Here is a 23,592-nt window from a genome sequence, read left to right as displayed (position 1 = left end):
TCCCTCCGTGTATGACCGGCATCAAGGCTTCGTTCCGTGAGAACTGCCGGGGCCGGGTCTGCCCGCGGGCGCCGGACCCGCTCGACGTCCGGCCGGCGGCTGGCGGGAGCGGATCACATCTCGAAGACGATGCGTGCCTTGATCTGTCCGTCGAGGACTTCGGCGATGGAGTCGTTGACGGTGTCCAGGGCCCGGGTTTCGTAGATGACCTTGGTGCGTCCGGCGGCGTGGAGCTGGAAGACCTCGTCGAGGTCCTGGCGGGTGCCGACGATGGAGCCGATGACGGAGGTGCCGTTCAGGACGGTGTCGAAGATGGGCACCTGGATGGTTCCGCCGGCGGGCAGGGCGACCATGACGAGTTTGCCGCCGCGCCGCAGTCCGCCGTAGACAGAGGCGAACGCCTGCTCGTTGACGGCCAGCGCGATGGCGGCGTGGGCGCCGCCGTGCTGCTTGAGCACCTTCGCCGGGTCCTCCTTGCGGGCGTCGATGAGGATGTCGGCGCCGAGTTCGCGGGCGAGGTCGAGTTTGTCGTCGGTGATGTCGATCGCGGCGACGGTGGCGCCGGCGATCTTCGCGTACTGCACGGCCAGGTGGCCGAGTCCGCCGATGCCGGAGATCGCCACCAGCTGGGTGGGACGGACACCGGCGACCTTGAGGGCCTTGTACGTGGTCACGCCGGCGCAGGTCAGCGGGGCGGCGTCGCGCGGGTCGATGCCGTCGGGGACCAGGGCCGCGAAGTCGGCCGGGGCGAGCATCTTCTCGGCGTAGCCGCCGTCCACGCCGTAGCCGGTGTTGATCTGCTGGTCGCACAGGGTCTCCCAGCCGGACAGGCAGTGCTCGCACCGGCCGCAGGCCCAGCCCAGCCAGGGCACGGCCACCCGCTGTCCGACCTCCAGGTGGGTGACGCCCTCGCCGAGCGCCTCGACGAGGCCGACGCCCTCATGGCCGGGAACGAAGGGCGGGGTGGGCTTGACGGGCCAGTCGCCGTGCGCGGCGTGGATGTCGGTGTGGCACAGCCCGGACGCCTCCACGCGGATGCGGACCTGGCCGGGGCCGGGCTCCGGATCCGGCCGTTCCTCGATCACCAGCGGCTGGCCGAACGACCGGACGACTGCTGCCTTCATCACATGCTCCTCAAGGGCTGACTGTGCGGTGCGAATCCAGCGTCGACTCCGTGCCGGCACGGGCGGCAGGTCCTGGACGTCCTCGGGGATGGGGCCGATCGGCCCCGAACAACCCGGAGACGGACCCCTTGAGCCGGGCAGAGCGCGCCGACGCGGGATGCATCCTGCTGATGCGACGCCATCGAGCACGACAGCGCGAGTCGGGAACACGGGCCGGGAACGCGGGACAGCGCACAGTGTCGCCGACCACCACACCGCCCACTCGTGCGGCGGTCGGTGCGACGTCGCAGGCGTGCCCCGGGCCGACCACCCGCATGACGGAGACCGGGAAGGCGGGAGGCTAAAGGGCAGTAGGACCGACCGGCCCTGGCCCTTTGGCCCCGGATCGCGCAAGATCTGGAATAGGCAAGGACCGGTTACGCCCTGTGGGCGACGGCCCGGTGCAGGATTCAGACAGCGCAGAACAAGGAGCATGCAATGGCGGACGGCGCGCAGCCCGGCCCCGACAACCCGATCCGGGTCTTCCTGCTGGACGACCACGAGGTGGTGCGGCGCGGGGTGCACGACCTGCTGAACGACGAGCCGGACATCACCGTCGTAGGCGAGGCCGCCACTGCCGAGCAGGCCCTGATCCGCGTGCCCGCGCTGCGCCCGCAGGTGGCGGTGCTCGACGTCCGCCTGCCCGACGGCGACGGCGTGACCGTGTGCCGGGAGCTGCGCTCGCAGATGCCGGACTTGGCCTGCCTGATGCTGACCTCGTTCGACGACGAGGAAGCCCTGCTGGATTCGATCATGGTGGGGGCGTCCGGGTACGTACTGAAGCAGATCAAGGGCTCGGACCTGGTCTCGGCCGTCCGCACGGTCGCCGCCGGCCAGTCCCTGCTCGACCCCAGCGCCACGGCCAAACTGATGGCCCGACTGCGCCAGGGCCAGGAGCCGGAACCCGAGCCCGACGCCCTGCCCGGACTGACGGACCGGGAGCGGGAGATCCTGGCCCTGATCGGCGAGGGACTGACCAACCGCCAGATCGGCCAGCAGCTCTTCCTCGCGGAGAAGACGGTGAAGAACCACATCTCCCGGCTGCTGGCCAAGCTCGGCGTGGAGCGGCGCATCCAGGCCGCGGTCATCGCCACCCAGGCCCAGGACCGGGCCAGGCGACAAGGGCACTGAAGCCCGCGGCGAGCCGCTGGGCCGAACGCCCCCCAGCTCGCCCCCGTCCGGCCCAAGCACGATCCCGTCCCCGGCCAGCAGGCTGGCAGCGACACGGAAGCGGATCGATCGGGAGGACGACGGACATGAGCGTGCGCGTGGGAATCAACGGCTTCGGCCGCATCGGGCGCAACTACCTGCGGCTCGTGCTGGAGCGCGCGGAGACGGCGGCCGGCACGCCGGTCGAGGTGGTCGCGGTCAACGACCTCACCTCACCGGCGGCGCTCGCCCATCTGCTGGAGTACGACTCGACGTACGGCAGGCTGCACCGCACGGTCGAGCACAACGACACCTCGATCACGGTCGACGGCCACCGCATCGCCGTGACCGCCGAACGCGACCCCGCCGCGCTGGACTGGGCCGGCCTCGGCGTGGATGTCGTCATCGAGTCCACCGGACGCTTCCGCAGCCGTGAGGAAGCCGGGCTGCATCTGAAGGGCGGCGCCCGCAAGGTGCTGCTGTCCGTGCCGGGCAAGGGAGTTGACGCCACCATCGTCATGGGCGTCAACGAGGGCACCTACGATCCGGTCAGCGACCACGTCGTCTCGAACGCCTCGTGCACCACCAACTGCGTGGCACCGATGGTGAAGGTCCTCGACGACGCGTTCGGCATCGACATGGGCATGATGACCACCATCCACGGTTACACCAACGACCAGGTCGTCCTGGACGGCCCGCACAAGGACCTGCGGCGGGGCCGCACCGCCGCGGTGAACATCATCCCGACCAGCACCGGAGCGGCCCGTGCCGTGGGCCTGGTCCTGCCGGAGCTGGCCGGCACCCTCGACGGCCTCGCGGTCCGCGTCCCCGTCGAGGACGGCTCCCTGACGGACCTGACCCTCGTACTCGACCGGGACGTGACCGTCGACGAGATCAACGCCGCCTTCCGGGAGGCCGCCGACGGGCCGCTGAAGGGAATCCTGCGGGTGTCCGACGCCCCGATCGTCTCCCGCGACGTCGTCGGCGACCCCGCATCCTGCGTCTTCGACGCCCCGCTCACCCAGGCCCACGGGAACCTGGTCAAGGTGTTCGGCTGGTACGACAACGAGTGGGGCTACACCAACCGGCTCCTCGACCTCACCGAGTACGTCGTCGCCCGGCTCCCCCTGGGCTGACGAGCGCTGATCACAGAAGCGGCCAGACGGTCGCCCCGTCGCGCCATCGGTCGCTCTTCGGTGCCCGCTCTTCGGTGCCGCGGCGGGGCCGAAGAGCGGCATCGGTGAGGGTGCGGTACCGGTCCCCACCTCACCGCCGCCGGACTAGCGCTGGTGCCCCAGCTTCGGCCGACCGACCAAGGAGGCGCGTTTCCATGGCCCGCAAGGACGTCCGGTTGCGGGATCGCCGTGGACCGGCCGGACAGCAACGCGCTGAAGGCAGCTCTCGGGCAGCAGCTGGTGGCCCACCGCAGCGCTCGTCGGGGCCGCAAGTGCGCTCGCCCTCAAGGCGATCTGGTTCGACCCATGGCTCAGTGTCGGCGCGCTGTTGGATGTGGGCGTCATCGTGGCCGTGGGCTGCACGTGGCCGGCCTCCGTGTACTGAGAGCATCAGCGCGGAGCCGCCGACCGGATGATCTGGTCGGCGGCTCCGCGCTGCTGCGTGTCGATCAGGTGGTTTCCGGGCCACTCCGCACGTCAGAGCGCCCGCAGGCCGTGCTCCCGTAACTGCTTGCGCACCCGCTCCGTCAGCTCGGGATCCGGCGTGGGGGTGTCGCGCAGCGGGAAGGGGATGCCCAGTCCGTCGTACTTGTGGGCGCCGAGCTTGTGGAAGGGCAGGACGTCCACCCGGTCGACGTTGTCGAGGCCGGCGAGGAACCCGCCGAGGCCGTCGACGGCGGCCGGGTCGTCGGTCCAGCCGGGCACGAGGACGTAGCGGATCCACACCGGGACGCCGAGCCGGTCCAGGCGGGTGGCGAAGTTCAGGGTCGGGGAAAGGTCGCCGCCGGTCAGCCTGCGGTAGGTCCGGACGTCGAAGGACTTGATGTCCAGCAGGACCAGGTCGGTGTCGGCGAGCAGCTCGTCGGTGGCGCGGGCGCCGAGGAAACCGGAGGTGTCCAGGCCCGTGTGCAGGCCGAGTTCCTTGCAGCGGCGGAAGACCGAGGCCGTGAACGCGGGCTGCAGCAGGGCCTCGCCACCGGTGAGGGTCACTCCGCCGCCGGCGGCGGTGATGAATCCCCGGTACTTCTCGATCTCGGCCATCACCTCGTCGACGGTGGTCTGTTTCCCGTCGCGCATGTGCCAGGTGTCGGGGTTGGCGCAGTACAGGCAGCGCAGTGGGCAGCCGCTGAGGAACAGCACGAACCGGGTCCCGGGACCGTCCACTCCCGTGGACAGGTCCCAGGAGTGGATCCGGCCCGTGACCGGTTCGACCGTGGTGCTCACAGCGATCCGTGGAAGGTGCGGCTGATCACGTCGAGTTGCTGCTCGCGGGTGAGGCGGACGAAGTTGACGGCGTAGCCGGAGACGCGGATGGTCAGCTCCGGGTACTTCTCCGGGTGTTCCATGGCGTCCTCCAGGGTCGCCCTGTCGAGGACGTTGACGTTCATGTGGAATCCGCCCGAGGCGGTGTATGCGTCGAGGATGCCCACCAGGTGGCCCGGCCGCTCGTCGGGGTTGTGCCCCAGCCCCTCCGGGGTGATCGTCGTGGTCAGGGAGATGCCGTCCCGTGCCTCCTCGTACGGCAGCTTCGCCACCGACAGCGCGGAGGCGGCCACTCCGTGCCGGTCGCGGCCGTTCATCGGGTTGGCGCCGGGTGCGAAGGGCTGTCCGGCACGCCGGCCGTCGGGGGTGTTGCCGGTGTGCTTGCCGTACACGACGTTGGAGGTGATGGTCAGCACCGACTGGGTGTGCTCGGCGTTGCGGTAGGTGGGGTGCTTGCGCACCTTCGCCATGAAGGACTTCACGAGGTCGACGGCGATGGAGTCGACTCGGTCGTCGTTGTTGCCGTACGCCGGGAAGTCGCCCTCGATCTCGTAGTCGACGGCCAGGCCCGTGTCGTCCCGGATCACCTTCACCCGGGCGTGCTTGACGGCGGAGAGGCTGTCGGCGGCCACCGACAGTCCGGCGATACCGCAGGCCATGTAGCGGTACACCGGGTGGTTGTGCAGGGCCATCTCGATGCGCTCGTAGGCGTACTTGTCGTGCATGTAGTGGATGACGTTGAGGGTGTTGACGTAGGTGGCCGCCAGCCAGTCCAGCATGCGGTCGTACGCGGCCGACAGCTCGCCGTATTCCAGGTACTCGCCGGTCAGCGCGGGCGCTTCGGGCGTGATCTGTTCGCCGGTCATCTCGTCCCGGCCGCCGTTGACGGCGTACAGCAGCGCCTTGGCGAGGTTGACGCGGGCACCGAAGAACTGCATCTGGCGGCCCACCGTCATCGCCGAGACGCAGCAGGCGATCGCGGTGTCGTCGCCGGTGCGTGGGCGCATCAGGTCGTCGGACTCGTACTGCACGGCGCTGGTGTCGATGGACACCCGGGCGCAGAACTCCTTGAACCCGGACGGCAGTTGGGGCGACCAGAGCACGGTCAGGTTGGGCTCGGGGGCCGGGCCGAGGTTGTAGAGCGTCTGCAGGAAGCGGAAGGAGGTGCGGGTGACGAGAGTGCGCCCGTCGCCTCCCATGCCGCCGATGGACTCGGTCACCCAGGTCGGGTCGCCGGAGAACAGCGCGTCGTACTCGGGGGTGCGCAGGAACCGTACGATCCGCAGCTTGATCACGAAGTCGTCGATCAGCTCCTGGGCCCGGGCCTCGTCGATCAGGCCCTCCTCCAGGTCGCGCTGCACGTAGACGTCCAGGAACGTGGAGGTGCGGCCCAGCGACATCGCGGCGCCGTTCTGCTCCTTCACCGCCGCCAGGAAGCCGAGGTAGAGCCACTGCACGGCCTCGTGGGCGGTGGCGGCCGGGCGGGAGACGTCGCAGCCGTACGAGGTCGCCATCTGGGTCAGTTCGCCCAACGCCCGTATCTGTTCGGCCAGTTCCTCACGGTCGCGGATGACGTCCGGGCTGGAGAGCCGCTCGTCCAGCAGGGCGCGCTCGGCCCGCTTGGACTCGATGAGCCGGTCGGTGCCGTACAGCACGACCCGCCGGTAGTCGCCGATGATCCGGCCGCGGCCGTAGGCGTCCGGCAGTCCGGTGATGATGCCGGCCTTGCGGGCGGCGCGCATCTCGGGGGTGTAGGCGTCGAAGACACCGTCGTTGTGGGTCTTGCGGTAGGTGCCGAAGACACGGGTGACGAAGGGATCGGCCCGGTAGCCGTACGCCTTCAGACTGTTCTCGACCATCCGCAGCCCGCCGCCCGGCATGATGGCCCGCCGCAGCGGGGCGTCGGTCTGCAGGCCGACGATCAGCTCCCGGTCGCGGTCGATGTATCCCGGCCGGTGCGAGGTGATGGTGGACGGGTTACCCGGGTCGACGTCGAGGATTCCCTTGCGCCGCTCCTCGGGGAACAGACGAGCGACCTTGTGCCAGACGGCCAGCGTGCGCTCGGTCGGACCGGCCAGGAACGCCGAGTCGCCCTCGTACGGCGTGTAGTTGGCCTGGATGAAGTCGCGTACGTCGATGCGGTCGCGCCAGCGCAAGCCGGCGAAGCCTCGCCATGCCTCGGTTGCCGCCCGGGCTCCAGTTGTCACCGTTGCCGTCATCGCCGGTCTCTCCCTCGCTCTGCACGTGGAACTTCTTCGCTTTCGATGCTCGTCGCCCGCGATACCTGCGAGGAGGGCCTGTCGGAGTATCTGGGGCTCGCCATCGGTCCCTCCCTGCCGGGCCGTTGGGCCCGGTCGGGCCTCCGGGCCTCGCCTGGCGACGTCAAACGAGCGACCGGGGCACCTCCGCCCGTCGGCGGAGGTGCCCCGGTCCTACTGAGCGCGCGGCCCTCAGAGCAGCCAGCGGTTGCGGCTGACGAACGGCAGCCGCGCCCACGCCTTGCCCAGTCCCCAGGTGGCACCGGCGCCCGCGACCGCCAGCGCGATCAGGACGATGGCGTAGACGAGGTGGTAGTCGGCGAACGGGTTGGTCGACATGCTCGCCGTGCCGTCGGACAGGTGCTTGGCCGGCGGCCACTCGGCGATCCACATGAGCGCCATCATGGCGGTGCCGGCGACCGCGGCGAGCCGCAGCGCGATGCCGGAGACGAGGGCGAGGCCGATGCCGAGCAGGCCGAGCATGAACAGCCAGTTCGCCCAGGTGTCCCCGGCCCAGGAGTGGAAGGTGGACTCCATCGGGCCGGCGGCGACCCCGCCGAGGAAGCCCTTGGTGGGCGAGCCGCCGTCGATCCAGCCCTTGCCGGAGCCGGTGGCGTAACCGAGGCCGAAGGTCTTGTCCAGGAAGGCCCACAGGAAGACGAACCCGGTCAGGAGTCGGAGCCCGGCGAACACGTACGCACGGGTCGCCGTCGCGGTGGCGGTCGTCTCGCCGGCGGCGGGAGCCGTCCTGGTCCTGGGCAGGGACGGGAAGCGGAAGCCCGGATGACGGTGGGTGTGTTCGTGCACTGCCATGATGCTCATCCCTTTCGAGGGGTATGACGCGCAGGATGTCGGGCGAAGTCTCGTCGCACCTTCAATGTCCCGCGTCGTCGACGCCCGTCGCAGGGGCTGCAGGGCCCGGGCCGCCGGGCCGAACGGCCCTCTGTCCGGGCCCTGTTGGCATCGGTCAGCCGTCCCAGGACCAGTCGGCGAGGTCCGGCAGGTCGTCGCGAGGGCGCAGCCGAGCGTCTTCCATCAACTCCCGTACGGGGGCGTCGTTGCGGACCACCATGTCGACGGCGTGGTCGTGGTGCCGACCTCCTGGCCGCGCGGTACTCGAAGTCGCTCATCCCGTGCGGGTGTTCCTCGACGGGCAGCAGCCGGGCGATGTCGACCACGTTCACGCTCTTCAGGTCGTCGGTACCAGCACCACAGGGCAGTGGGAGTGATGCATGAGGACATGCCCGACCGGGCCGAGTGGTGGACCCGGTCGGCCCGCGCGCCGGTGCGTGCCGATGACCACGACGTCGGCCTCGCGGGTAGCCGCCAGCAGAGCGTGGGCCGGGCCGACGCGAACCGTGCGGCTGTCGACCTCGACCCCGGGGTACTCGTCCCGCAGCCGGGCGATACTGAAGCGCGGCACCGCTTCTTCCGCACGGTCGCTTTGGGCCTGCCGCCGCTGGCCGGGACTCGTCGCGGCCACCAGCGAGGCCGGCTCCGGTGTGGTGTGGCGGTGTGTCGCGGAATGCACGACACGCAGCCGGGCTCCGCGCCGGGACGCCTCCTGGAAGGCATAAGCAGCAGCGGACTGATCGGCGTCGCTCTCCAGGCCGAGCAGCACCTCGTGCCCCTCGTCGCGAGAGTGATCCCCGCGGACGACCAGCAACGGACCGTGCACGTGTCCGACCAGGCGCCAGCTCACGGAGCCGGCCAGCAGGCCGGAGACACCGCCGAACCCCCGGGTGCCCACGACGGTGACGGCCGCGCTCTCGCTTTCCCGTGCCAGCACCGGCACGGCGCCGCCCTCCGCGGCGCTGGACTCCACCGGCAGACCGGCATGGCGCTCGTTGACCCGCGAGGCGGCCGATGCCAGAACCGGGCCCGCCTCGTCCCGGTCGGCCACGGCGTACACGATGCGCAACGCGACGCCGCGGCGCACCGCCTCCTCGGCGGCCCGGTCCAAGGCCCGTACGGCCACCAGTGAACCGTCCACTCCAACCACCACATGACGTTCAGTCATTGTCCTGTTCCCTTCTGCTCCACGGAGATGCTCGTCGTCCACGGACACTGCGGGCAGAGGACGGCGGAACCCGGCGGGGTGCCGTACGGCCTCATCTCGCGGGCCGTACGGCCCCGGCCGACGAGAAATCACAGGAAGAGGGAGGAAGAGCCTCAGGCTGGGAGATCGACCCCGTACAGGGTTCGTCCGCCGACGAGTTCCCGTCCCGTGACCAGTTCGGGCTCGATGCGGACGAAGACCTCCTGCGGCGCGGGCACCCAGGAGCCCGGGCCGGTGCGGGCCAGGCGTTCGTGCTCGGCCGGGTCGGTCACCACGGTGGCCGTGCCCGTGACGACGACGCTCCAGCCGGCGTGGCGGGCCGCGTCGACGTCGTCGACCTCGAAGGCGACCACCGCGCCGTCGATCGCGCGGACCAGTTCCGAGGCAGCGGAGGTGCGCAGCAGGATCGCGCCGTCGCCGTCCAGGCCGAAGTTGACCGGCAGCACGGCGGGCAGGGCGCGGCGCGTGTAGACGATGCGGCCGATGGGCGCCTTGGCCATCAGCCGCCGGCACTCCTGCCGCCCGAGTTCACGGTAACCGTCATTGGGATCCATCAGCCAGCCCGTCTCTCACCTGGTACAGCGGCATTGCGTTCTTCCACCCTGCGCCGGAGCAGGCCCGAGGATGAAGGGCCATGGGTCCCGGCCGAGACGGAGAACGACCCGTGCAACACCACGGTCGATGGGCCGCACGGCCGACCTGTCCGCGGTGTTCGGGGAGCGCTCGGCTGCTTCGCCACGCCTGACGGGCCCCGCAGGAACAGACGGGTGGGGCCGATCGGCCCCACCCGCGGCGCGCCTCGCCTCTCTCCTCAGATCAGGTCCGGTTCGCGTTGGTGAAACCACCGTCGTGGAGTTGCGCGGCGACATCGACGACCCCACCGCGCCGTCCCTCACGGCCCGGCTGGAGACCCTCACCACCGGCCCGCAGCCCGATCCGGTCCTGGACCTGCGTGCCACGGCCTCATCGACCGCACCTGCCTCGGCGTCGCCAGTCCGGTGGACAGACCCCGACGAGATTGTGCCCGAGTCGCCGATTCTCGGGTGATCCACGCTGAGCTGGGGAAGAACCGTTCCGGCGCCCCCCTTCGCGCCGGCGGCTCTCAGCCGACGGTCAGGTCGGAGCGCACGAGGGTCCCCGACCGCCCGTGGACGATCTCGTACGCGGCGTCGAGGGCGCCGATGGCGGCCAGGCCGCCTGTGCGTTCGACGAACCGGGCGGCGGCCTCCGTCTTGGGGCCCATCGAGTCCTCGGGGAAGCCGCCGCGCCGCAGATCGTCGGGGGTGACGTCGAGGACGGACTGCTGGTGCCGGGTGCCGTAGTCGGCGTAGACGTTCGGCACGTCGGTGAGGATGAGCAGGAAGTCGGCCTTCAGTTCCTCGGCGAGCAGGGCGGCCGTGAGGTCCTTGTCCACCACCGCCTCGACGCCGGTCAGCGCGCCCGTGTCGAGGTCGGCGGTGACGGGAACGCCCCCGCCGCCGGCACATATGACCAGCACGCCGCAGGTGAGCAGGTCATGGATGGTCTCGGTCTCCACGATCCCCTCGGGCGCAGGTGAGGCGACGACCTGACGCCACCCGGTGGCGTCCTTGGCGATGTGCCAGCCGCGCCTTCGCGCGAGGGAGTGGGCGACGTCCCGGGGATACACGGGGCCCACGCGCTTCGTGGGCCGCTCGAACGCCGGATCGTCGCCCCGTACCAGCGTGTGGGTGACGAGTGCGGCGATCTTGCGTCCGGGAAGCGTGTCGTACAGGGCCCGGACCAGCAGCGAGCCGATCAGGCCCTCGGTCTGGGCGCCGAGCAGGTCGAGCGGGAAGGGGGCGGTCAGGACCGGGTCGGCCGCGCTCTCCATGGCGAGCAGGCCGATCTGCGGCTCGTTGCCATGCGTGATGACGATCTCGTGTTCGAGGGCGAGGGCGGCGACAGCGGTGGTCACCCGGTCGACGTTCGCCTGCTGCACGGCCGCGTCGGGGCGATCACCCCGGCGCAGCAGGGCGTTGCCGCCGAGGGCGATGACGATGCGCACGGTTCAGTCCTCCAGTGTGACGACCAGCACGGCCTTCATGGTGTGCAACCCGTTGTCGGTTCGTTCCGGCCCGTCGGGGCCGCAGGTGTCCAGCAGGTCCCGGTCGGGGCGGGTGCGGTGATCGAGCGGCGCCGATCGGAGCACCGTGGGAACCGGTTCAGGCGTGCGGTACGACGGCGACGGGACAGCCGACATGGTGCAGCGCCGCGTGCGTCACGGGACCGATGTGCGTGCCGAGGTGACCGTCCCGGATGCGGCGCCCCACGACGACGAGGGAAGCACCGGACGACGCGCGCACCAGCTCGGTGGCCGCCCTGCCTTCGGAGACGGTCTCGGTCACGGAGATCTCGGGGAACTTCTCGCACCACGGACGCAGCGTCGCGACGACGGCGCGTTCCTGTGCCGCCAGGAGCTCCGGCCCCGCCCCCGTCACCGAGGGCAGGTCGCCGCCGTCGGCCGACGGAACGCTGAAGGCGTGGATCACACGCAGTGCGGCGCCGTAGCGCCCGGCGGCCTCGAAGGCGAACTCGATCAGCTCGTCGCAGGGGCGCCGGGTGTCCAGCCCCAGGACGACATCGCGGTACGGCGTCCCGGGAATCTCCTCCGGCGAGACACCGTCGGACACCGGAAGGTGTTCGTCGGCGGCAGCCTCGCCCGCCCGGACGAGGACCACGGGGCGCACCGACCTGGCCACGACCCGCTGGGACACGGATCCGACCAGGAAGCCCGCGACACCGCCGAGCCCACGGGAGCCCAGCACCAGCAACTCCGCCTCCTCGGGCGCGGCGAGCAGGGCGTCGACCGCGGAGCCGGACACCAACTGCTCGACGATCCGCAGCCCTGGGTGTGCGGCCCGGACGCTGCCAGCCGCTCGGTCCAGCGTCTGCTGGGCCCACTCGCGCTCGCTCGTGCCCATGGGTACGGAGGCGGCCGGGCGGGGATGCCAGGCCCACGCGTGCACCAGCCTCAACGCGGCTCCGCGACGCAGGGCTTCCCGGGCCGCCCAGTGCGCGGCCGCGAGACTCTCGGTGGAACCGTCCACTCCTGCGGTCACGTGCTGAAGCATGCTGACTGCCTCCTCCGTTTGAGCCTGTCTGCTCTTCTGGGTCGAGCGTTGTCAGGAACGTCCTCGACAGCTGCGCTCTGCACTTCTGCGGCTCAGTGCCGGGCCAGGCTCCGGACGGGTCGGTGGGACGCCTCGCTCATCCGCGTGGCCGTCGGCCGGTGCCGGATGTGGCGCCGCTGTGCCCGTAGCACCAGCGCGTCGAGCGCGGCGCTGAGCACGAAGGTGACCGCCATGGAGATCACCAGGAGGACGGCGAACAGCCTCCAGAACTCCGGGGTCAGTGACGTACCCACAATGAGCACCCCCTTCCCATGGGTTGTCTCTGGTCTTCATCGAACCGCTCGGCCCGTTCCCGGCCCAGGGGCCCAAGGGCTCTCACGGGGTACCGGACGGCCCGGCGCTGGGGCCGGGTGGCCCATGGCCCAGGAGCAGGCACGGGAACACGCTGGACATGGCAGGTTCGTACGCCCTGACTGGAGGCACGTCATGAACGCTCCCGCCGCGGCAGGCATGCTGCAGGCACTGCCGGCCGAGCACCGTCATCGGTTGATGCGCTTCGCCCGTGAGGTGTCGTTCCCGCAGGGCGCCCGCCTGTTCGAGGAAGGCGGCAAGGCGGATCGGTTCTGGATCATCCGTACCGGCACCGTCGCCCTCGACATGCATGTGCCCGGCCGCCGCGCAGCTGTCATCGAGACCCTCGACCACAACCAACTCCTCGGCTGGTCCTGGCTGTTCGCCCCGCACAGCTGGCATCTGGGCGCCGAGGCGACCAGCCCGGTGCGCGCCTACGAGTTCGACGCCACCGCAATCCGCTCGATGTGCCGGGACGACCCCGCGCTCGGCGCCAACGTCGCCCAGTGGGTCGGGAACGTCCTCGCCCACCGCCTGCGCTCGTCCCGCACCCGGCTGCTGGACCTGTACGCCCCCTACGGCAGCGGCAGCCTCCTGTGAACGCGCCGCATCGAAGTGACAGCGCCGAAGGAGGCGTCATGCACGGCAGTCCGCACATCGTCAGCGACGTGATGACCCAGACCGTCGCCGCCATCGGCCGGGGCGCCTCCTTCAAGGAGATCGTGCGGATGATGCACGACTGGAAGGTCAGCGCTCTGCCCGTCCTGGAGGGCGAGGGGCGCGTCGTCGGGGTGGTGTCCGAGGCCGACCTGCTGCCCAAGGAGGAGTTCCGCGACAGCGACCCGGACCGGTACACCCAGCTGCGCCGTCTGTCCGACCTCGCGAAGGCCGGCGCGGTGACGGCCGGGGAGCTGATGACCTGGCCGGCCCTCACCGTCCACGCGAACGCGACGCTCGCCCAGGCCGCGCGGACCATGGCGCACGAGAAGGTGAAGAGGCTGCCCGTCGTCGATGAACTGGGCATGCTGCAGGGCGTCGTCAGCCGCGCCGACCTGCTGAAGGTGTTCCTCCGCGAGGACGATGACATCGCGGAGGAGGTCCGCCGCGAGGTGGTGTCGTACCTCTTCCCCACCCCGGCGTCAGCCGCACGTGTCTCGGTCCGGGACGGTGTCGTGACGCTCAGCGGCCGTATCCGGGACGCGTCCCTGGTGCCCGTCGCAGCACGGCTGATTCGGGCGGTCGAGGGGGTCGTGGACGTGGAGTTCGACGTCTCCGAACACGGCCGTTCCTCTGAGTCGGCCCCTGTGCCGTCGAGTCACAGCGAGGACGCCGCACCGTCGTGAACCGCCCCACGAGGGAAGGTTGCGGTATCGCGGCGCCGTACTGACGGCGTCGCGCACGTCGTCCCCCAGCGCGCACCCACCGTGGGCAGCGCGCGGGGCGTTCGGCTGCCACCGCGGTCACCGTTCAAGGCGGTTCCGCCCACCCTTGCCTCCATCGACCGGTGACGTCCCGCCGGGACATGCAGCCGCGTGGTCTTCGTGACGCCGCAGGTCGCGGCAGTGATCGGCCCGGAGCTCGGGCGCCGGGCGGCGTACGCCGTCGTGACCGGCTCGCGCAGCGGACCGAAGCACTCGGCCGCACCGCTCGGCCACAGCCATCCGGACCGGCGCCGTCCGGATGACTGCACCACGCCGCGGGGCATCGATCCGTCGTCGCCGGCCCACCGCACGACGTGAGCGGGCGGCCCGTCCCGCCCTGCAGAGCTCGAAGGCTGCAGCTCCGAGGGGGCTGCGCTCGGCGTCGCCTTCGACAGCACCCGGATTCGAGGCTCACGCCTTCACGTTGTCCACGCCTGGTCGAGGACCCTGGCGCGGGCTCTGCTGGTTGCGCGAGGCCATGTGCCCTTAACCGTGGTGGCGTCGTAGGCACGGCCGTGCGGCGGCCCCGGTGCCGGACACCGGGGCCTGGATGGGGCGGATCATTCCGGCTCGCCTCTATGGGTGCGTCAGCTCGTCGGCCACATGTGCCGCCCATGTCTCGATCGCGGTGAAGTCGCGGAAGTCCCCGCCCTTCCCATTACGGAGGATCATCCGCGCGACCCATCCCTTCGCACCCTCCTCCAGGCATCCCCCGAAGGTGGCGTGATCCCTGGCGTCGAGCTCGACCATGGCCTTCTCCACTCCGGGAACGGGCGGGATCTCCCGCTCCGAGGCCGACGCGTCGAGCGGGCCGCTGCTGAACAGCCACAGCGGGCGCTCGGCCAAGTCGTGGCGGTGCCGGCGGAGGAACCGGCGCGCGTGCTTCTGCCAGCGCCCGGCGTACAGTCCGCCGCCGACCACCACCGCGTCGTACGACGTCACAGTGGCGACGGCCTGGGCCGGAAGGGTCTCCACCGTCAGCCCGCTCTTGCGTAGGACATCGGCGATGGTTTCGGCGATCTGCGCCGTCGATCCGTTCGTGGTTCCGTAGGTGACCAACACGGTGCCGGTCATGGCGGTACGCCTCCTCTCACATTCTGCGCAGCCGGTCGTCGGCCACGCCGTGCAGCGCCTGCTCCTGGGTGGGCAGGCGCGCGTCGTCTAGTCGGTAGGTGAGCCTGTCGACCACCCCGACCACGCCGTCGATCCGTGCGGTCATCGACAGGGCGATCTCCGTCTCGCTCTTGCGTTCCATGTGGCCGGTGAGCGTGACGACGCCCTGCACAACGGACACGTCGATGCTGCGGGGCGGAAGCCACAGGGTGCGCCCCAGTACGTCCTCGCTCACCTCGTCGCGGATGTCCCCGTCAGGCCGGAGGAACACCTGGAGCAGGTCGCGGCGGGTGACGATGCCGACCAGCCGGTCCGCCTCGTCGAGCACCGGCAGACGTTCCACCTGGTGCCGGGCCATGGTGCGGGCGGCCTCGACGACGGTGTCGTCGGCGTGGGCGGTGACGGGCGGCTCGCTCATGAGCCGGCCGGCGGTGCGGGCGTGCGCCTTCGCAGCCTGCCGCCGGGCAGCGCGTGTCAGCGCGGGGAACACGAAGCGACGGCGCGGCTCGTACGGTCCAGGCGTGGCCGCCTGGCGTGCCACCAGGTCCGTTTCGGAGATGACGCCGATGACCTTGTCGTCCTCGTCGACCACCGGCAGCCCGCTGATCCGGTGGGCCGCGAGCAGCCGGGCCACCTCCTTGAACGGGGTGCCGTAGGTGGCGCGGACGACCTTCGTGGTCATCACGGAGCCGACCTTGTTGTGTTTCATCTCCGTATTCCCTTCTCAGCGGAGGCGGCGCAGGTAGGGGTCCTGGGGCCTGCACGGCACCAGGCGGATCCGCGCGTCCAGCACGGTGACACCGCCCGGTGCCGCCAGGACCGGGTTGAAGTCGGTCTCGGCGAGCTGCGGCAGGTCCGCCGCCATGCGGGACAGCCGCAACAGCAACTGCTCCAGCTCCTCGATGTCGACGGGTCCCTTGCCGTGCGCGCCGAACAGGAGCGGGGCGCAGCGCGGGGCGGTGATCAGGTCACGCACGTCGTGGTCGGTGAGCGGGGCGAGCCGGGCCGCGTGGTCGGCCAGCACCTCCGTGGCCGTACCGCCGAGCCCGAACAGGACGAGCGGGCCGAAGACCTCGTCGCGGCGAGCCTGTGACCCGCTCCTGCTCGGGTCACACCTGGTGCGGTACGACGGCGACCGGGCAGGCGGAGTGGTGCAGCACCGCGTGGGCGACCCGGCCGAGCTGGAGCCCGAAGTGCCCCTCGCGGCGGCGGGCGCCGACGACCAGCAGGTCGGCCTCGTGCGAGGCGTCCAAGAGCACCCGGCGGGCAGGGCCCTCGACGGTGCGCCGGCGCACATCGACGATGTCCGCCGGGACATCCCGCAGCGCCGCTTCCAGTTCCTCAACGGCCCGCTCCTCGTGCAGCCGGGCGGGCTCACCGGCCAGCAGCGGATGGTCGGTGGTCTCATGTGCCGGGCACCGCCAGGCCCGTACGGCCTCCAGCGGCACGCCGCGACGCCGTGCCTCCTCGACGGCGAACCGCACGACAGCCGACTCCTTCGCGTCCTCACCGACACCCACGACGACGCGACCGTGGACCGGGGGCGTCACCTGATTGTCGTGGCTGCCGCGCAACACGATCACCGGGCAGTCGGCGTGGGCGGCGACGGCCAGGCTGACGGAGCCAAGCAGCATCTCGGCGACGCCACTGCGGCCGCGCGTCCCCACGACCAGCGCGGAGGCGTTCCGCCCCTCGCGCACCAGGGCGTACTCCGGCTCCTCGAACACCACGTCGGCGGTCACCTTCAGGTCGGGGTGCCGGGCACGCGCCCGCTGAGCAGCGGCGTCGGTGACGTCCTGGGGCAACGGCAGAGCGGTCGGCTTGCCGATGTCACGGGCGAGCGCGGCACCCTCGTACCGCTCCCACAGACAGGCGTACACCACCCGCAACGCCACCCCGCGCAGCACGGCCTCGTCGGCCGCCCAGTCGACGGCCCGCAAGCTCGGCTCGGAGCCGTCCACGCCCACGACCAAGGGCCCGCCGAGGGCTCGTTCCACCGCTGCGTTCATGATCTCCTCTCCTCCAGAGAATGCGTTCAGTCGTGCGCGACGACGGCGACGGGGGCGACGGCGTGGTGCAGTACCGCGTGTGTGACGGGTCCGATGTGGGCACCGATCGGGCTGTGGCGCGTCCGGCGGCCGACGACGACCAGCGATGACTCGCGGGAGGCGTCGATGACGTGGTTGGAGGGGCTGCCGCAGCGGGACACCTCGACTACCTCGATCTCCGGGTACTTCTGCCGCCAGGGGCGCAGCACCCCCGCCAGCGCGGCAGCCTCCTGCCGTCCCAGTTCGGCGTTGAGTTCGGGGTCGGCGGGGAGGCCGTAGGCGAAGTAAGGCGGAAGGTTCCAGCCGTGCACGACCCTCAGCGCGGTGTTACGGCGGGCAGCCTCCTCGAAGGCGAAGGCGATCACCGCGTCATCGGGGTGGCCGGTGTCGAGGCCGAGGACCACGGGCCGGTACGCGGTGGCGGCGGACGGGATGCCCGCCGGATCCGCCTCGTGCTCGTCGGCGGCCTGCTCCCCGGCCCGCACCAGAACGACAGGGGTCTCCGTGTGCGCGATCACTGCCATGCCGACGGACCCGACGAGGAATCCCCCGATCCCGCTCAGCCCGCGCGAGCCCATCACCAGCAGCTCGGCGTCCTTCGCCGCCTCGGCCAACGCATCCGTCGGCCTGCCGGAAATCTGCTCCATCTCCACATGCACGCCCGGGTGGCGCAGGCGAAGACCCTCAGCCGCCTCGCGCGGAATCCGCTCGCTCCAGTGCGCTTGCGTCTCGGCGCCTAGGAGCGGGGCCTGCGCCATGGGCTCCGGGACGGGTTCCCGGACGTGCACCAGCCGCAGCGGCAACTCGCGAAGCTTCGCCTCGCGGGCCGCCCACTCGGCGGCGGCGCGGCTCTCGGGCGAGCCGTCGAGGCCCACGGTGACGGTGCGGGACATGGTGTCCACCTCCTGGTCGGGGTTCTCACTCCAGGGTGGCGACAAGAAGGGACGCGGTGCAGAGCCCGCAGGTCCCCGGTCCGGGACCGACAGGCCCCATCGGCCGAGGTGTCCCCGCCATCGCAGGGCCCGCGACGCCGGCGGCGACAGAGCGGTACATGCGCGCAAAGGAAGGCCAGCGCCGAGTGTCAAGCAGACCGAGAGTCACCAGCCCGATCCGCCGAGAGCTGTGTGCTCGGAGCCGAACCGCCTCCGAGAACACCTCGGAGCAACCGCACCCGCGGGCCGTTCGGCATCTCGCGGTTGACCAGGGTCCCGGAGAATCATGAGGTCCTTCGGCTCAAGGAGGATCATGTCCCAGAGCTCGGTCGGCCGTGCTCCAAGGTGGCGCCGCCTGGTGCCCGGGCTCGGTGCACTGCTCGGCTATCGCCGCTCGTGGCTGAAGGGCGACGTCCTGGCCGGAGTGACGGTGGCCGCGTATCTCGTGCCCCAGGTGATGGCATACGCGGGCGTAGCCGGCCTGCCACCGGTCGCAGGACTGTGGGCGATCCTGCCCGCGCTCGCCCTGTACGCCCTGCTGGGCTCCTCCCGCCTGCTGTCGGTTGGCCCGGAGTCGACGACCGCGCTGATGACGGCGACCGTGGTCGGTCCGTTCGCCGCAGGAGATCCGGCGCGCTACGCGACGCTGGCGGCCACGCTCGCGATCGCGGTCGGCCTGTTGTGCGTGGTGGCATGGGCGGCGCGGCTCGGCTTCGTCGCGGACCTGCTGTCCCGGCCGGTGCTGATCGGCTATCTCGCGGGCGTGGCACTGATCATGATCGTGGACCAGCTCCCCAAACTCACCGGTGTCCGGACGACAGGCTCCTTCCCTCAACTGTGGTCCTTCGCTGGGCACTTGCCACGGCTCCAGCCGGCCACGGTGTTGTTCGCCGTCGCGGCACTGGGGGTCCTCTTCACGGTGGCCCACTTCTTCCGCACCGTCCCCGGCCCTCTGCTCGCCGTGGTGTTCGGCACGGCCGCCGTGTCCGTCTTCGACCTCGACGGCCGGTACGGCATCAAGGTGATCGGCGACGTCCCCTCGGGCCTGCCCACCGTGGCGGTGCCGGACATGACCGAACTGCCGCACCTGGTGCTCCCCGCCTTGGGCGTACTCCTGGTCGGCTACACGGACTTCATCCTCACCGCGCGGGCCTTCACCAACCACGAGGACGGGGATTCCGGGCTGGACCCCAACCAGGAGTTCCTGGCCATGGGCGCCGCCAACCTCGGTGCGGGCACGCTGCACGGCTTCCCGGTCAGCAGCAGTGCCAGCCGTACCGCGCTGGCCTCCTCAGCCGGCGGTCGCAGCCAGGCGTACTCGCTGGTGGCCGGCGCGGCCGTCCTGTCGGTCCTGCTCTTCCTGGGCCCCCTGCTCTCTCGCACGCCAACGGCAGTGCTCGGCGCGCTCGTCGTCTACGCGGCGGTCCGCATGATCGACCTGGCGGGCTTCCGACAGCTGGCGTCCTTCCGCCGCCGGGAACTCCTCCTGGCGCTCGGCTGCCTGGCAGGGGTTCTCGCCCTCGACATCCTGTACGGCGTGCTGGTCGCCGTCGGCCTGTCCGTGGCCGAACTGCTCACCCGGGTGGCCCGCCCGCACGACGCCGTCGAGGGCCTGGTACCCGGCGTGGCCGGCATGCACGACATCGACGACTACCCGCAGGCCCGCACCATCCCCGGCCTGCTCGTCTACCGCTACGACTCCCCTCTCTTCTTCGCCAACGCCGAGAACTTCCGCCGCCGGGCCCTGGCCGCCGTCGACGAACAGACGGAACCGGTCCGCTGGTTCGTCCTCAACACCGAGGCAAACGTTGAGGTCGACATCACCGCCCTGGACGCCGTCGACGAACTCCGCCGCGAGCTCGCCCACCGCGGCATCGTCTTCGCCCTCGCCCGCGTCAAGCAGGACCTGCTGGACGACCTGACGGCGTACGGCCTGGCGGACACCGTCGGCAGCGAGAGGATCTTCCCGACCCTGCCGACGGCCGTGGCCGCATATAGGAAATGGCGCCGCGATCGGTAGACGGCCCGGGGAGCCGTCCTCCCTTGCGCGACGCCTGCAGGGCGTGTGATGCAGCGGCTCACCCAGGTCGTTCGTGGCCGACAGGGCTCAAGGACGCGGGCGTGAAGCCCGGCAAGGTGTGGCGGCAGTGGACGTCGTCGAGCGCCGCACCGAAACCCCGGCGTGGTGTCCTACGTGCTGCGCCCGGCCGACGGCGATCCGCCGCCACGGGCGTGGGCAGGCCGGCACGTGAGCGTACGGGTCCGCATGGCCGACGGGGTCCGCCGACGTCTTTCTCGACGACCCGGCCGAGGGCCGTTCGGACCGGACGGGTGACCAACGGCCCACTGACGGCGCTCACCGGCGCAGGAAACGCTCATGGTGTGAGGTTCCCCGCACCGGGCGACAACGAGGAGTTGTGTGATGGCGAAGGCGTATCTGGTGGGCAGCGGTATCGCGGCGCTCGCCGCGGCCACGTTCCTGATCCGCGACGGCGGATTCGGCGGAGCGGACATCCACCTCTTCGAGGAGCAGCGGAACACCGGCGGCAGCCTCGACGCGGACGGCACGGCCGACGCCGGCTACACCATGCGCGGCGGGCGGATGTTCGAGGCCGAGTACCGCTGCACGTACGACCTGCTGTCGGGCATTCCCACGCTCGACGAGCCCTCGGTTTCGGTGACGCAGGAAATCCTGGCCGGCCACGAGGACTTCGCCTGGGACGACATCGCACGCCTCGTCGACGGCGACGGAAAGATCGTCGACACCCGCTCGATGGGCTTCTCCGAACTCGACCGGCTGGACCTGGTCCGTTGCCTGGCGACCCCCGAGGGGCACCTGGACGGCAAGCGGATCACCGACTGCTTCGGCGAGCATTTCTTCACCACGAACTTCTGGTTCATGTGGTGCACCACGTTCGCCTTCCAGCCCTGGCACAGCGCGATCGAGTTCCGCCGCTACCTCAGGCGCTTCATCCACCTCTTCCCCGAGTTCGCGTCCATGTCGGGCATCCACCGGACCCGCTACAACCAGTACGACTCCATCGTGCGGCCCCTGACCGCCTGGTTGCGTGAACGCGGCGTGACCTTCCACATGGGATGCCATGTCACCGACCTCGAGCTCGCGCCGGGCCGCGGGACCACGAGGGTCGAGCGCATCCACCTGTCCCGCAACGGCCGTGACGAGCACATCGAGGTGGCTCCCGAGGACCTGGTTCTGGTCACCAACGGTTCCATGACCGACGCCTCCAGCCTCGGCTCGCACACCGCCGCACCGGCCTCGCCTCCCCGCCGCTCGGACGCCTGGCTCCTCTGGCACCGCCTGGCCCGGGGACGCGACGACTTCGGCAACCCGGACGTCTTCGACAAGCACGTCAAGGAATCCCGCTGGGAGTCGTTCACGGTCACCACGAAGGATCCTGCCTTCCTCAAGGCGCTCGAGGAGTTCAGCGGCCGGGAAACCGGCAAGGGCGGCCTGATGACCTTCACCGACTCCAACTGGCTGCTCACCATCGTCGCCAACCGCCAACCCGTCTACCGCGACCAGCCCGAGGCCGTCGCGGTCTGGTGGGGATACGGTCTCTTCCCCGACCGCGCGGGCAACCACACACCCAAACCGATGACGATGTGTTCCGGCCGGGAGATCCTCGAAGAGGTCCTGCACCACCTGCACTTCGACGAGCCGACGGCGGCCCGGATCCTGCACAGCTCCACCGCCGTGCCCTGCCTGATGCCCTACATCACCAGCCAGTTCCTGGCCCGCCGCCGCGACGACCGACCCAAGGTAGTGCCCGAGGGATCGGTCAACCTGGCCTTCATCGGACAGTTCGCAGAGGTGCCGGACGACGTCGTCTTCACCGTCGAGTACTCCGTGCGAACCGCCTGGACGGCGGTGGCCCAACTCCTCCGGCTCGACACGCACCCACCCGCGGTCCACAAGGGCCACCATGATCCCCACGTCCTGGCCGCGGCGCTGGAAACCATGCACCGCCGGTAGCCCGGGGCGCCTCCCGGCCGCGGCGGGCGCATACGCCGTCCAGTTCGCCAAGCACCAAGGGGTATCGGTGACCGCACCGGACGGGGAGAAGGACGAGGAGCTGTGCGGCTCCCCGAGTGCCCGACGCCCGCACGCCCCGGCATCATCCGGCCTGCGGACACTCCTCCTGATACGTCCACCCGCCGGAAGAGTTCCCCGAGGTCGCGTCATCCGGGTACGCAACACCAGCACTCCGGCCACCTCCGCGCCCACGCGGGCCTCACCACCGGCACCCGCCGGTCCGCGTCCCGTCCACCGCGGGGCTTACACATCGAAGGGGGTCTTCCTCACCGATCTTCCACTCGGCCGCAGACAGTTTGTGACGACCGCGGCTTTGGCTGCCGGAGTCGTCGCGCCATCCGGCGTGTTGGCCGAACCAACCCGCACCAGTACGACCACCGCGCACTACTGGACGACTCCACCGCAGGCGACCACGAGGCGATCGGCACCGAAACCGCAGGCCATCGATCAGCTGCAGCAGCAGCGCTGGTGACGGCGGCGGAGAGGGACCGCGGCCGGCTGCCCGCCGACGTTTGCCCACCCTCCCCGCACCTGGTCAGCTCGGTTTCCGAGAGAAACTCAAGGATCGTTGAAGTCCGCCACCCGCACGGCACGCCGAAAGTCCCCCGTTACATCCATGGAACCACGGAGACTGGAAGCCATGCAGAAGATCTCACTCGACGCACTGGCCCGCGAGCACCTTGAACGCGCCACCGCCGCCTCCACCGGCCGCAGCGCCGCCACCGTCTACGGCGGCCACGAACACGTCCTGCGCCAGACCGTCCTCGCGCTTACCGCCGATACCTCGCTCGCCGAGCACGAGAGTCCCGGCGAGGCGACCCTGCTGGTGCTGCGCGGACGTGTCCGGCTCACCAGCGGCGAGACCTCCTGGGAAGGCCGGACCGGCGACCTGCTCACCATCCCCGAGGCCCGCCACAGTCTGCAAGCGATCGAAGACGCCGCAGTGCTGCTCACCGTCGCCAAACACGGCTGACGCCGAACCCGGACGGTCCTCGCCGAGGAGGCCACCGGACACGAGGTCGTCGACCAATGCAGGACCGGCCGCCAGTCCGGCAAAGCCGCCCACGCGAGAAACACCGGTCACGGGACGACGGCACCGCCGTGACACGGCGGCCGGCTCCCGGCCGGGCCCGGTCGGTGACCAGGAGCTGCGGTGGGGCGGGTGGCGTGTGCTTCTGCCAGGGGACCCAATGGGGAAGTAGCAGCCGAAGGTTGATCAGTACGCTGCGATCATCCAAACCGGCACGGAGTCATACGAACGGGCGGCTCCGGAGGTGTCGGTGCCATGACGTCCGGAGCCGCCCATCACCCGGCTGGTTCAGCCGGAACAGCCCCTGCCATGATCGTCGGGAAGCCAGACGGGGCCGCCGACACAACACCTGCACGGTGTCGTGTCACCCCTTCAACGCCACGGAACCCGCAAGGGCACGCATCCAGCACCAGTGGATTGACACCGGCAACCCCTGCCTGGCCCCGGACCGACACCGGAATCGGCCGCGCGGCGGCGACTGACA

21 protein-coding genes and 2 pseudogenes are annotated in these 23,592 nt (G+C 70.8%); 7 read left to right on the top strand and 16 right to left on the bottom strand.

The window, feature by feature from the left end:
• Positions 1–113: 113 nt before the first annotated feature.
• On the bottom strand, positions 114–1,124 hold the full coding sequence (adhP, locus tag ACF07B_RS21375) for an alcohol dehydrogenase AdhP (protein WP_392180079.1): 1,011 nt from the start codon (positions 1,122–1,124) through the stop codon (positions 114–116).
• Positions 1,125–1,601: 477 nt separating this feature from the next.
• Between adhP and ACF07B_RS21370 the strand changes: the two genes are divergently transcribed.
• Both ACF07B_RS21370 and gap read left to right on the top strand, forming a co-directional pair.
• Positions 1,602–2,294: a response regulator gene (locus tag ACF07B_RS21370; protein WP_392180078.1), complete on the top strand. Its 693-nt coding sequence runs from the start codon at positions 1,602–1,604 to the stop codon at positions 2,292–2,294.
• Between the two features lie 125 nt (positions 2,295–2,419).
• Positions 2,420–3,448 carry a type I glyceraldehyde-3-phosphate dehydrogenase gene (gene gap, locus ACF07B_RS21365; protein ID WP_392180077.1) on the top strand — a complete coding sequence of 343 codons (1,029 nt, stop codon included), beginning with the start codon at positions 2,420–2,422 and terminating at the stop codon, positions 3,446–3,448.
• Between the two features lie 516 nt (positions 3,449–3,964).
• Here gap and pflA read toward each other — a convergent pair.
• From pflA to ACF07B_RS21315, 10 genes and pseudogenes are all read right to left on the bottom strand, one after another.
• Complete coding sequence (gene pflA / locus ACF07B_RS21360; RefSeq protein WP_392180076.1) at positions 3,965–4,711, bottom strand: pyruvate formate-lyase-activating protein; 747 nt, start codon at positions 4,709–4,711, stop codon at positions 3,965–3,967.
• Positions 4,708–6,969, bottom strand: a complete 2,262-nt coding sequence (gene pflB / locus ACF07B_RS21355) for a formate C-acetyltransferase (protein ID WP_392180075.1) — start codon at positions 6,967–6,969, stop codon at positions 4,708–4,710. The genes pflA and pflB overlap by 4 nt, the downstream gene beginning before the upstream one ends.
• Positions 6,970–7,200: 231 nt before the next feature.
• On the bottom strand, positions 7,201–7,821 hold the full coding sequence (locus tag ACF07B_RS21350; RefSeq protein WP_392180074.1) for a hypothetical protein: 621 nt from the start codon (positions 7,819–7,821) through the stop codon (positions 7,201–7,203).
• 154 nt (positions 7,822–7,975) lie between these two features.
• A pseudogene (locus ACF07B_RS21345) lies at positions 7,976–8,201 on the bottom strand (hypothetical protein); the annotation flags it as partial.
• Positions 8,198–9,028, bottom strand: a complete 831-nt coding sequence (locus ACF07B_RS21340; RefSeq protein ID WP_392180073.1) for a universal stress protein — start codon at positions 9,026–9,028, stop codon at positions 8,198–8,200. The pseudogene ACF07B_RS21345 and the gene ACF07B_RS21340, both read right to left, overlap by 4 nt.
• Positions 9,029–9,180: 152 nt before the next feature.
• Positions 9,181–9,621 (bottom strand): pyridoxamine 5'-phosphate oxidase family protein, encoded by a 441-nt coding sequence (locus ACF07B_RS21335; RefSeq protein WP_392180072.1) that lies wholly within the window; start codon positions 9,619–9,621, stop codon positions 9,181–9,183.
• A gap of 548 nt (positions 9,622–10,169) precedes the next feature.
• Positions 10,170–11,093 carry a carbamate kinase gene (locus ACF07B_RS21330; protein WP_392180071.1) on the bottom strand — a complete coding sequence of 308 codons (924 nt, stop codon included), beginning with the start codon at positions 11,091–11,093 and terminating at the stop codon, positions 10,170–10,172.
• 3 nt (positions 11,094–11,096) lie between these two features.
• Entirely contained in the window at positions 11,097–11,237 is a 141-nt protein-coding gene (locus tag ACF07B_RS21325) for a hypothetical protein (protein WP_392180070.1), read from the bottom strand.
• A gap of 13 nt (positions 11,238–11,250) precedes the next feature.
• Positions 11,251–12,159 carry a universal stress protein gene (locus tag ACF07B_RS21320; protein WP_392180069.1) on the bottom strand — a complete coding sequence of 303 codons (909 nt, stop codon included), beginning with the start codon at positions 12,157–12,159 and terminating at the stop codon, positions 11,251–11,253.
• Positions 12,160–12,251: 92 nt separating this feature from the next.
• A complete protein-coding gene (locus tag ACF07B_RS21315; protein WP_392180068.1) occupies positions 12,252–12,452 on the bottom strand; it encodes a hypothetical protein in 201 nt (66 codons plus the stop codon).
• A 193-nt stretch (positions 12,453–12,645) separates the two neighbouring features.
• Here ACF07B_RS21315 and ACF07B_RS21310 point away from each other — a divergent pair, with 193 nt between their 5' ends.
• Positions 12,646–13,110 (top strand): Crp/Fnr family transcriptional regulator, encoded by a 465-nt coding sequence (locus tag ACF07B_RS21310; protein ID WP_392180067.1) that lies wholly within the window; start codon positions 12,646–12,648, stop codon positions 13,108–13,110.
• 38 nt (positions 13,111–13,148) lie between these two features.
• Positions 13,149–13,853, top strand: a complete 705-nt coding sequence (locus ACF07B_RS21305; RefSeq protein WP_392180066.1) for a CBS domain-containing protein — start codon at positions 13,149–13,151, stop codon at positions 13,851–13,853.
• A 654-nt stretch (positions 13,854–14,507) separates the two neighbouring features.
• Here ACF07B_RS21305 and ACF07B_RS21300 read toward each other — a convergent pair.
• From ACF07B_RS21300 to ACF07B_RS21280, 5 genes and pseudogenes are all read right to left on the bottom strand, one after another.
• Positions 14,508–15,005, bottom strand: coding sequence for a flavodoxin domain-containing protein (locus ACF07B_RS21300; RefSeq protein WP_392180065.1), 498 nt, complete (start codon positions 15,003–15,005; stop codon positions 14,508–14,510).
• Between the two features lie 16 nt (positions 15,006–15,021).
• Positions 15,022–15,753, bottom strand: coding sequence for a CBS domain-containing protein (locus ACF07B_RS21295; RefSeq protein ID WP_392180064.1), 732 nt, complete (start codon positions 15,751–15,753; stop codon positions 15,022–15,024).
• A gap of 15 nt (positions 15,754–15,768) precedes the next feature.
• Positions 15,769–16,125, bottom strand: a pseudogene (locus ACF07B_RS21290) (acetate--CoA ligase family protein); the annotation flags it as partial.
• A 28-nt stretch (positions 16,126–16,153) separates the two neighbouring features.
• Positions 16,154–17,053, bottom strand: a complete 900-nt coding sequence (locus ACF07B_RS21285) for a universal stress protein (protein ID WP_392180063.1) — start codon at positions 17,051–17,053, stop codon at positions 16,154–16,156.
• 26 nt (positions 17,054–17,079) lie between these two features.
• Entirely contained in the window at positions 17,080–17,985 is a 906-nt protein-coding gene (locus tag ACF07B_RS21280; RefSeq protein WP_392180062.1) for a universal stress protein, read from the bottom strand.
• A 352-nt stretch (positions 17,986–18,337) separates the two neighbouring features.
• Between ACF07B_RS21280 and ACF07B_RS21275 the strand changes: the two genes are divergently transcribed.
• From ACF07B_RS21275 to ACF07B_RS21265, 3 genes are all read left to right on the top strand, one after another.
• Complete coding sequence (locus ACF07B_RS21275) at positions 18,338–20,044, top strand: SulP family inorganic anion transporter (protein ID WP_392180061.1); 1,707 nt, start codon at positions 18,338–18,340, stop codon at positions 20,042–20,044.
• 402 nt (positions 20,045–20,446) lie between these two features.
• Entirely contained in the window at positions 20,447–22,018 is a 1,572-nt protein-coding gene (locus tag ACF07B_RS21270; protein ID WP_392180060.1) for an oleate hydratase, read from the top strand.
• A 700-nt stretch (positions 22,019–22,718) separates the two neighbouring features.
• On the top strand, positions 22,719–23,051 hold the full coding sequence (locus ACF07B_RS21265) for a cupin domain-containing protein (RefSeq protein WP_392180059.1): 333 nt from the start codon (positions 22,719–22,721) through the stop codon (positions 23,049–23,051).
• The last annotated feature ends 541 nt before the right edge of the window (positions 23,052–23,592 follow it).

It is taken from the genome of Streptomyces sp. NPDC015532, from assembly GCF_043078065.1.
GTDB lineage: Bacteria > Actinomycetota > Actinomycetes > Streptomycetales > Streptomycetaceae > Streptomyces.
This window is presented reverse-complemented; position numbering and strand designations above follow the sequence as displayed.

What these genes read in the sequence shown, in the direction of transcription:
- ACF07B_RS21300 (WP_392180065.1), bottom strand. Translation starts at nt 15,005, where the DNA reads ATGACCGGCACCGTGTTGGTCACCTACGGAACCACGAACGGATCGACG.
- ACF07B_RS21370 (WP_392180078.1), top strand. Translation starts at nt 1,602, where the DNA reads ATGGCGGACGGCGCGCAGCCCGGCCCCGACAACCCGATCCGGGTCTTC.
- adhP (WP_392180079.1), bottom strand. Translation starts at nt 1,124, where the DNA reads ATGAAGGCAGCAGTCGTCCGGTCGTTCGGCCAGCCGCTGGTGATCGAG.
- pflB (WP_392180075.1), bottom strand. Translation starts at nt 6,969, where the DNA reads ATGACGGCAACGGTGACAACTGGAGCCCGGGCGGCAACCGAGGCATGG.
- ACF07B_RS21280 (WP_392180062.1), bottom strand. Translation starts at nt 17,985, where the DNA reads ATGTCCCGCACCGTCACCGTGGGCCTCGACGGCTCGCCCGAGAGCCGC.
- ACF07B_RS21350 (WP_392180074.1), bottom strand. Translation starts at nt 7,821, where the DNA reads ATGGCAGTGCACGAACACACCCACCGTCATCCGGGCTTCCGCTTCCCG.
- ACF07B_RS21320 (WP_392180069.1), bottom strand. Translation starts at nt 12,159, where the DNA reads ATGCTTCAGCACGTGACCGCAGGAGTGGACGGTTCCACCGAGAGTCTC.
- ACF07B_RS21310 (WP_392180067.1), top strand. Translation starts at nt 12,646, where the DNA reads ATGAACGCTCCCGCCGCGGCAGGCATGCTGCAGGCACTGCCGGCCGAG.
- ACF07B_RS21285 (WP_392180063.1), bottom strand. Translation starts at nt 17,053, where the DNA reads ATGAACGCAGCGGTGGAACGAGCCCTCGGCGGGCCCTTGGTCGTGGGC.
- ACF07B_RS21275 (WP_392180061.1), top strand. Translation starts at nt 18,338, where the DNA reads ATGTCCCAGAGCTCGGTCGGCCGTGCTCCAAGGTGGCGCCGCCTGGTG.
- ACF07B_RS21340 (WP_392180073.1), bottom strand. Translation starts at nt 9,028, where the DNA reads ATGACTGAACGTCATGTGGTGGTTGGAGTGGACGGTTCACTGGTGGCC.
- ACF07B_RS21305 (WP_392180066.1), top strand. Translation starts at nt 13,149, where the DNA reads ATGCACGGCAGTCCGCACATCGTCAGCGACGTGATGACCCAGACCGTC.
- ACF07B_RS21335 (WP_392180072.1), bottom strand. Translation starts at nt 9,621, where the DNA reads ATGGATCCCAATGACGGTTACCGTGAACTCGGGCGGCAGGAGTGCCGG.
- ACF07B_RS21295 (WP_392180064.1), bottom strand. Translation starts at nt 15,753, where the DNA reads ATGAAACACAACAAGGTCGGCTCCGTGATGACCACGAAGGTCGTCCGC.
- ACF07B_RS21270 (WP_392180060.1), top strand. Translation starts at nt 20,447, where the DNA reads ATGGCGAAGGCGTATCTGGTGGGCAGCGGTATCGCGGCGCTCGCCGCG.
- gap (WP_392180077.1), top strand. Translation starts at nt 2,420, where the DNA reads ATGAGCGTGCGCGTGGGAATCAACGGCTTCGGCCGCATCGGGCGCAAC.
- ACF07B_RS21265 (WP_392180059.1), top strand. Translation starts at nt 22,719, where the DNA reads ATGCAGAAGATCTCACTCGACGCACTGGCCCGCGAGCACCTTGAACGC.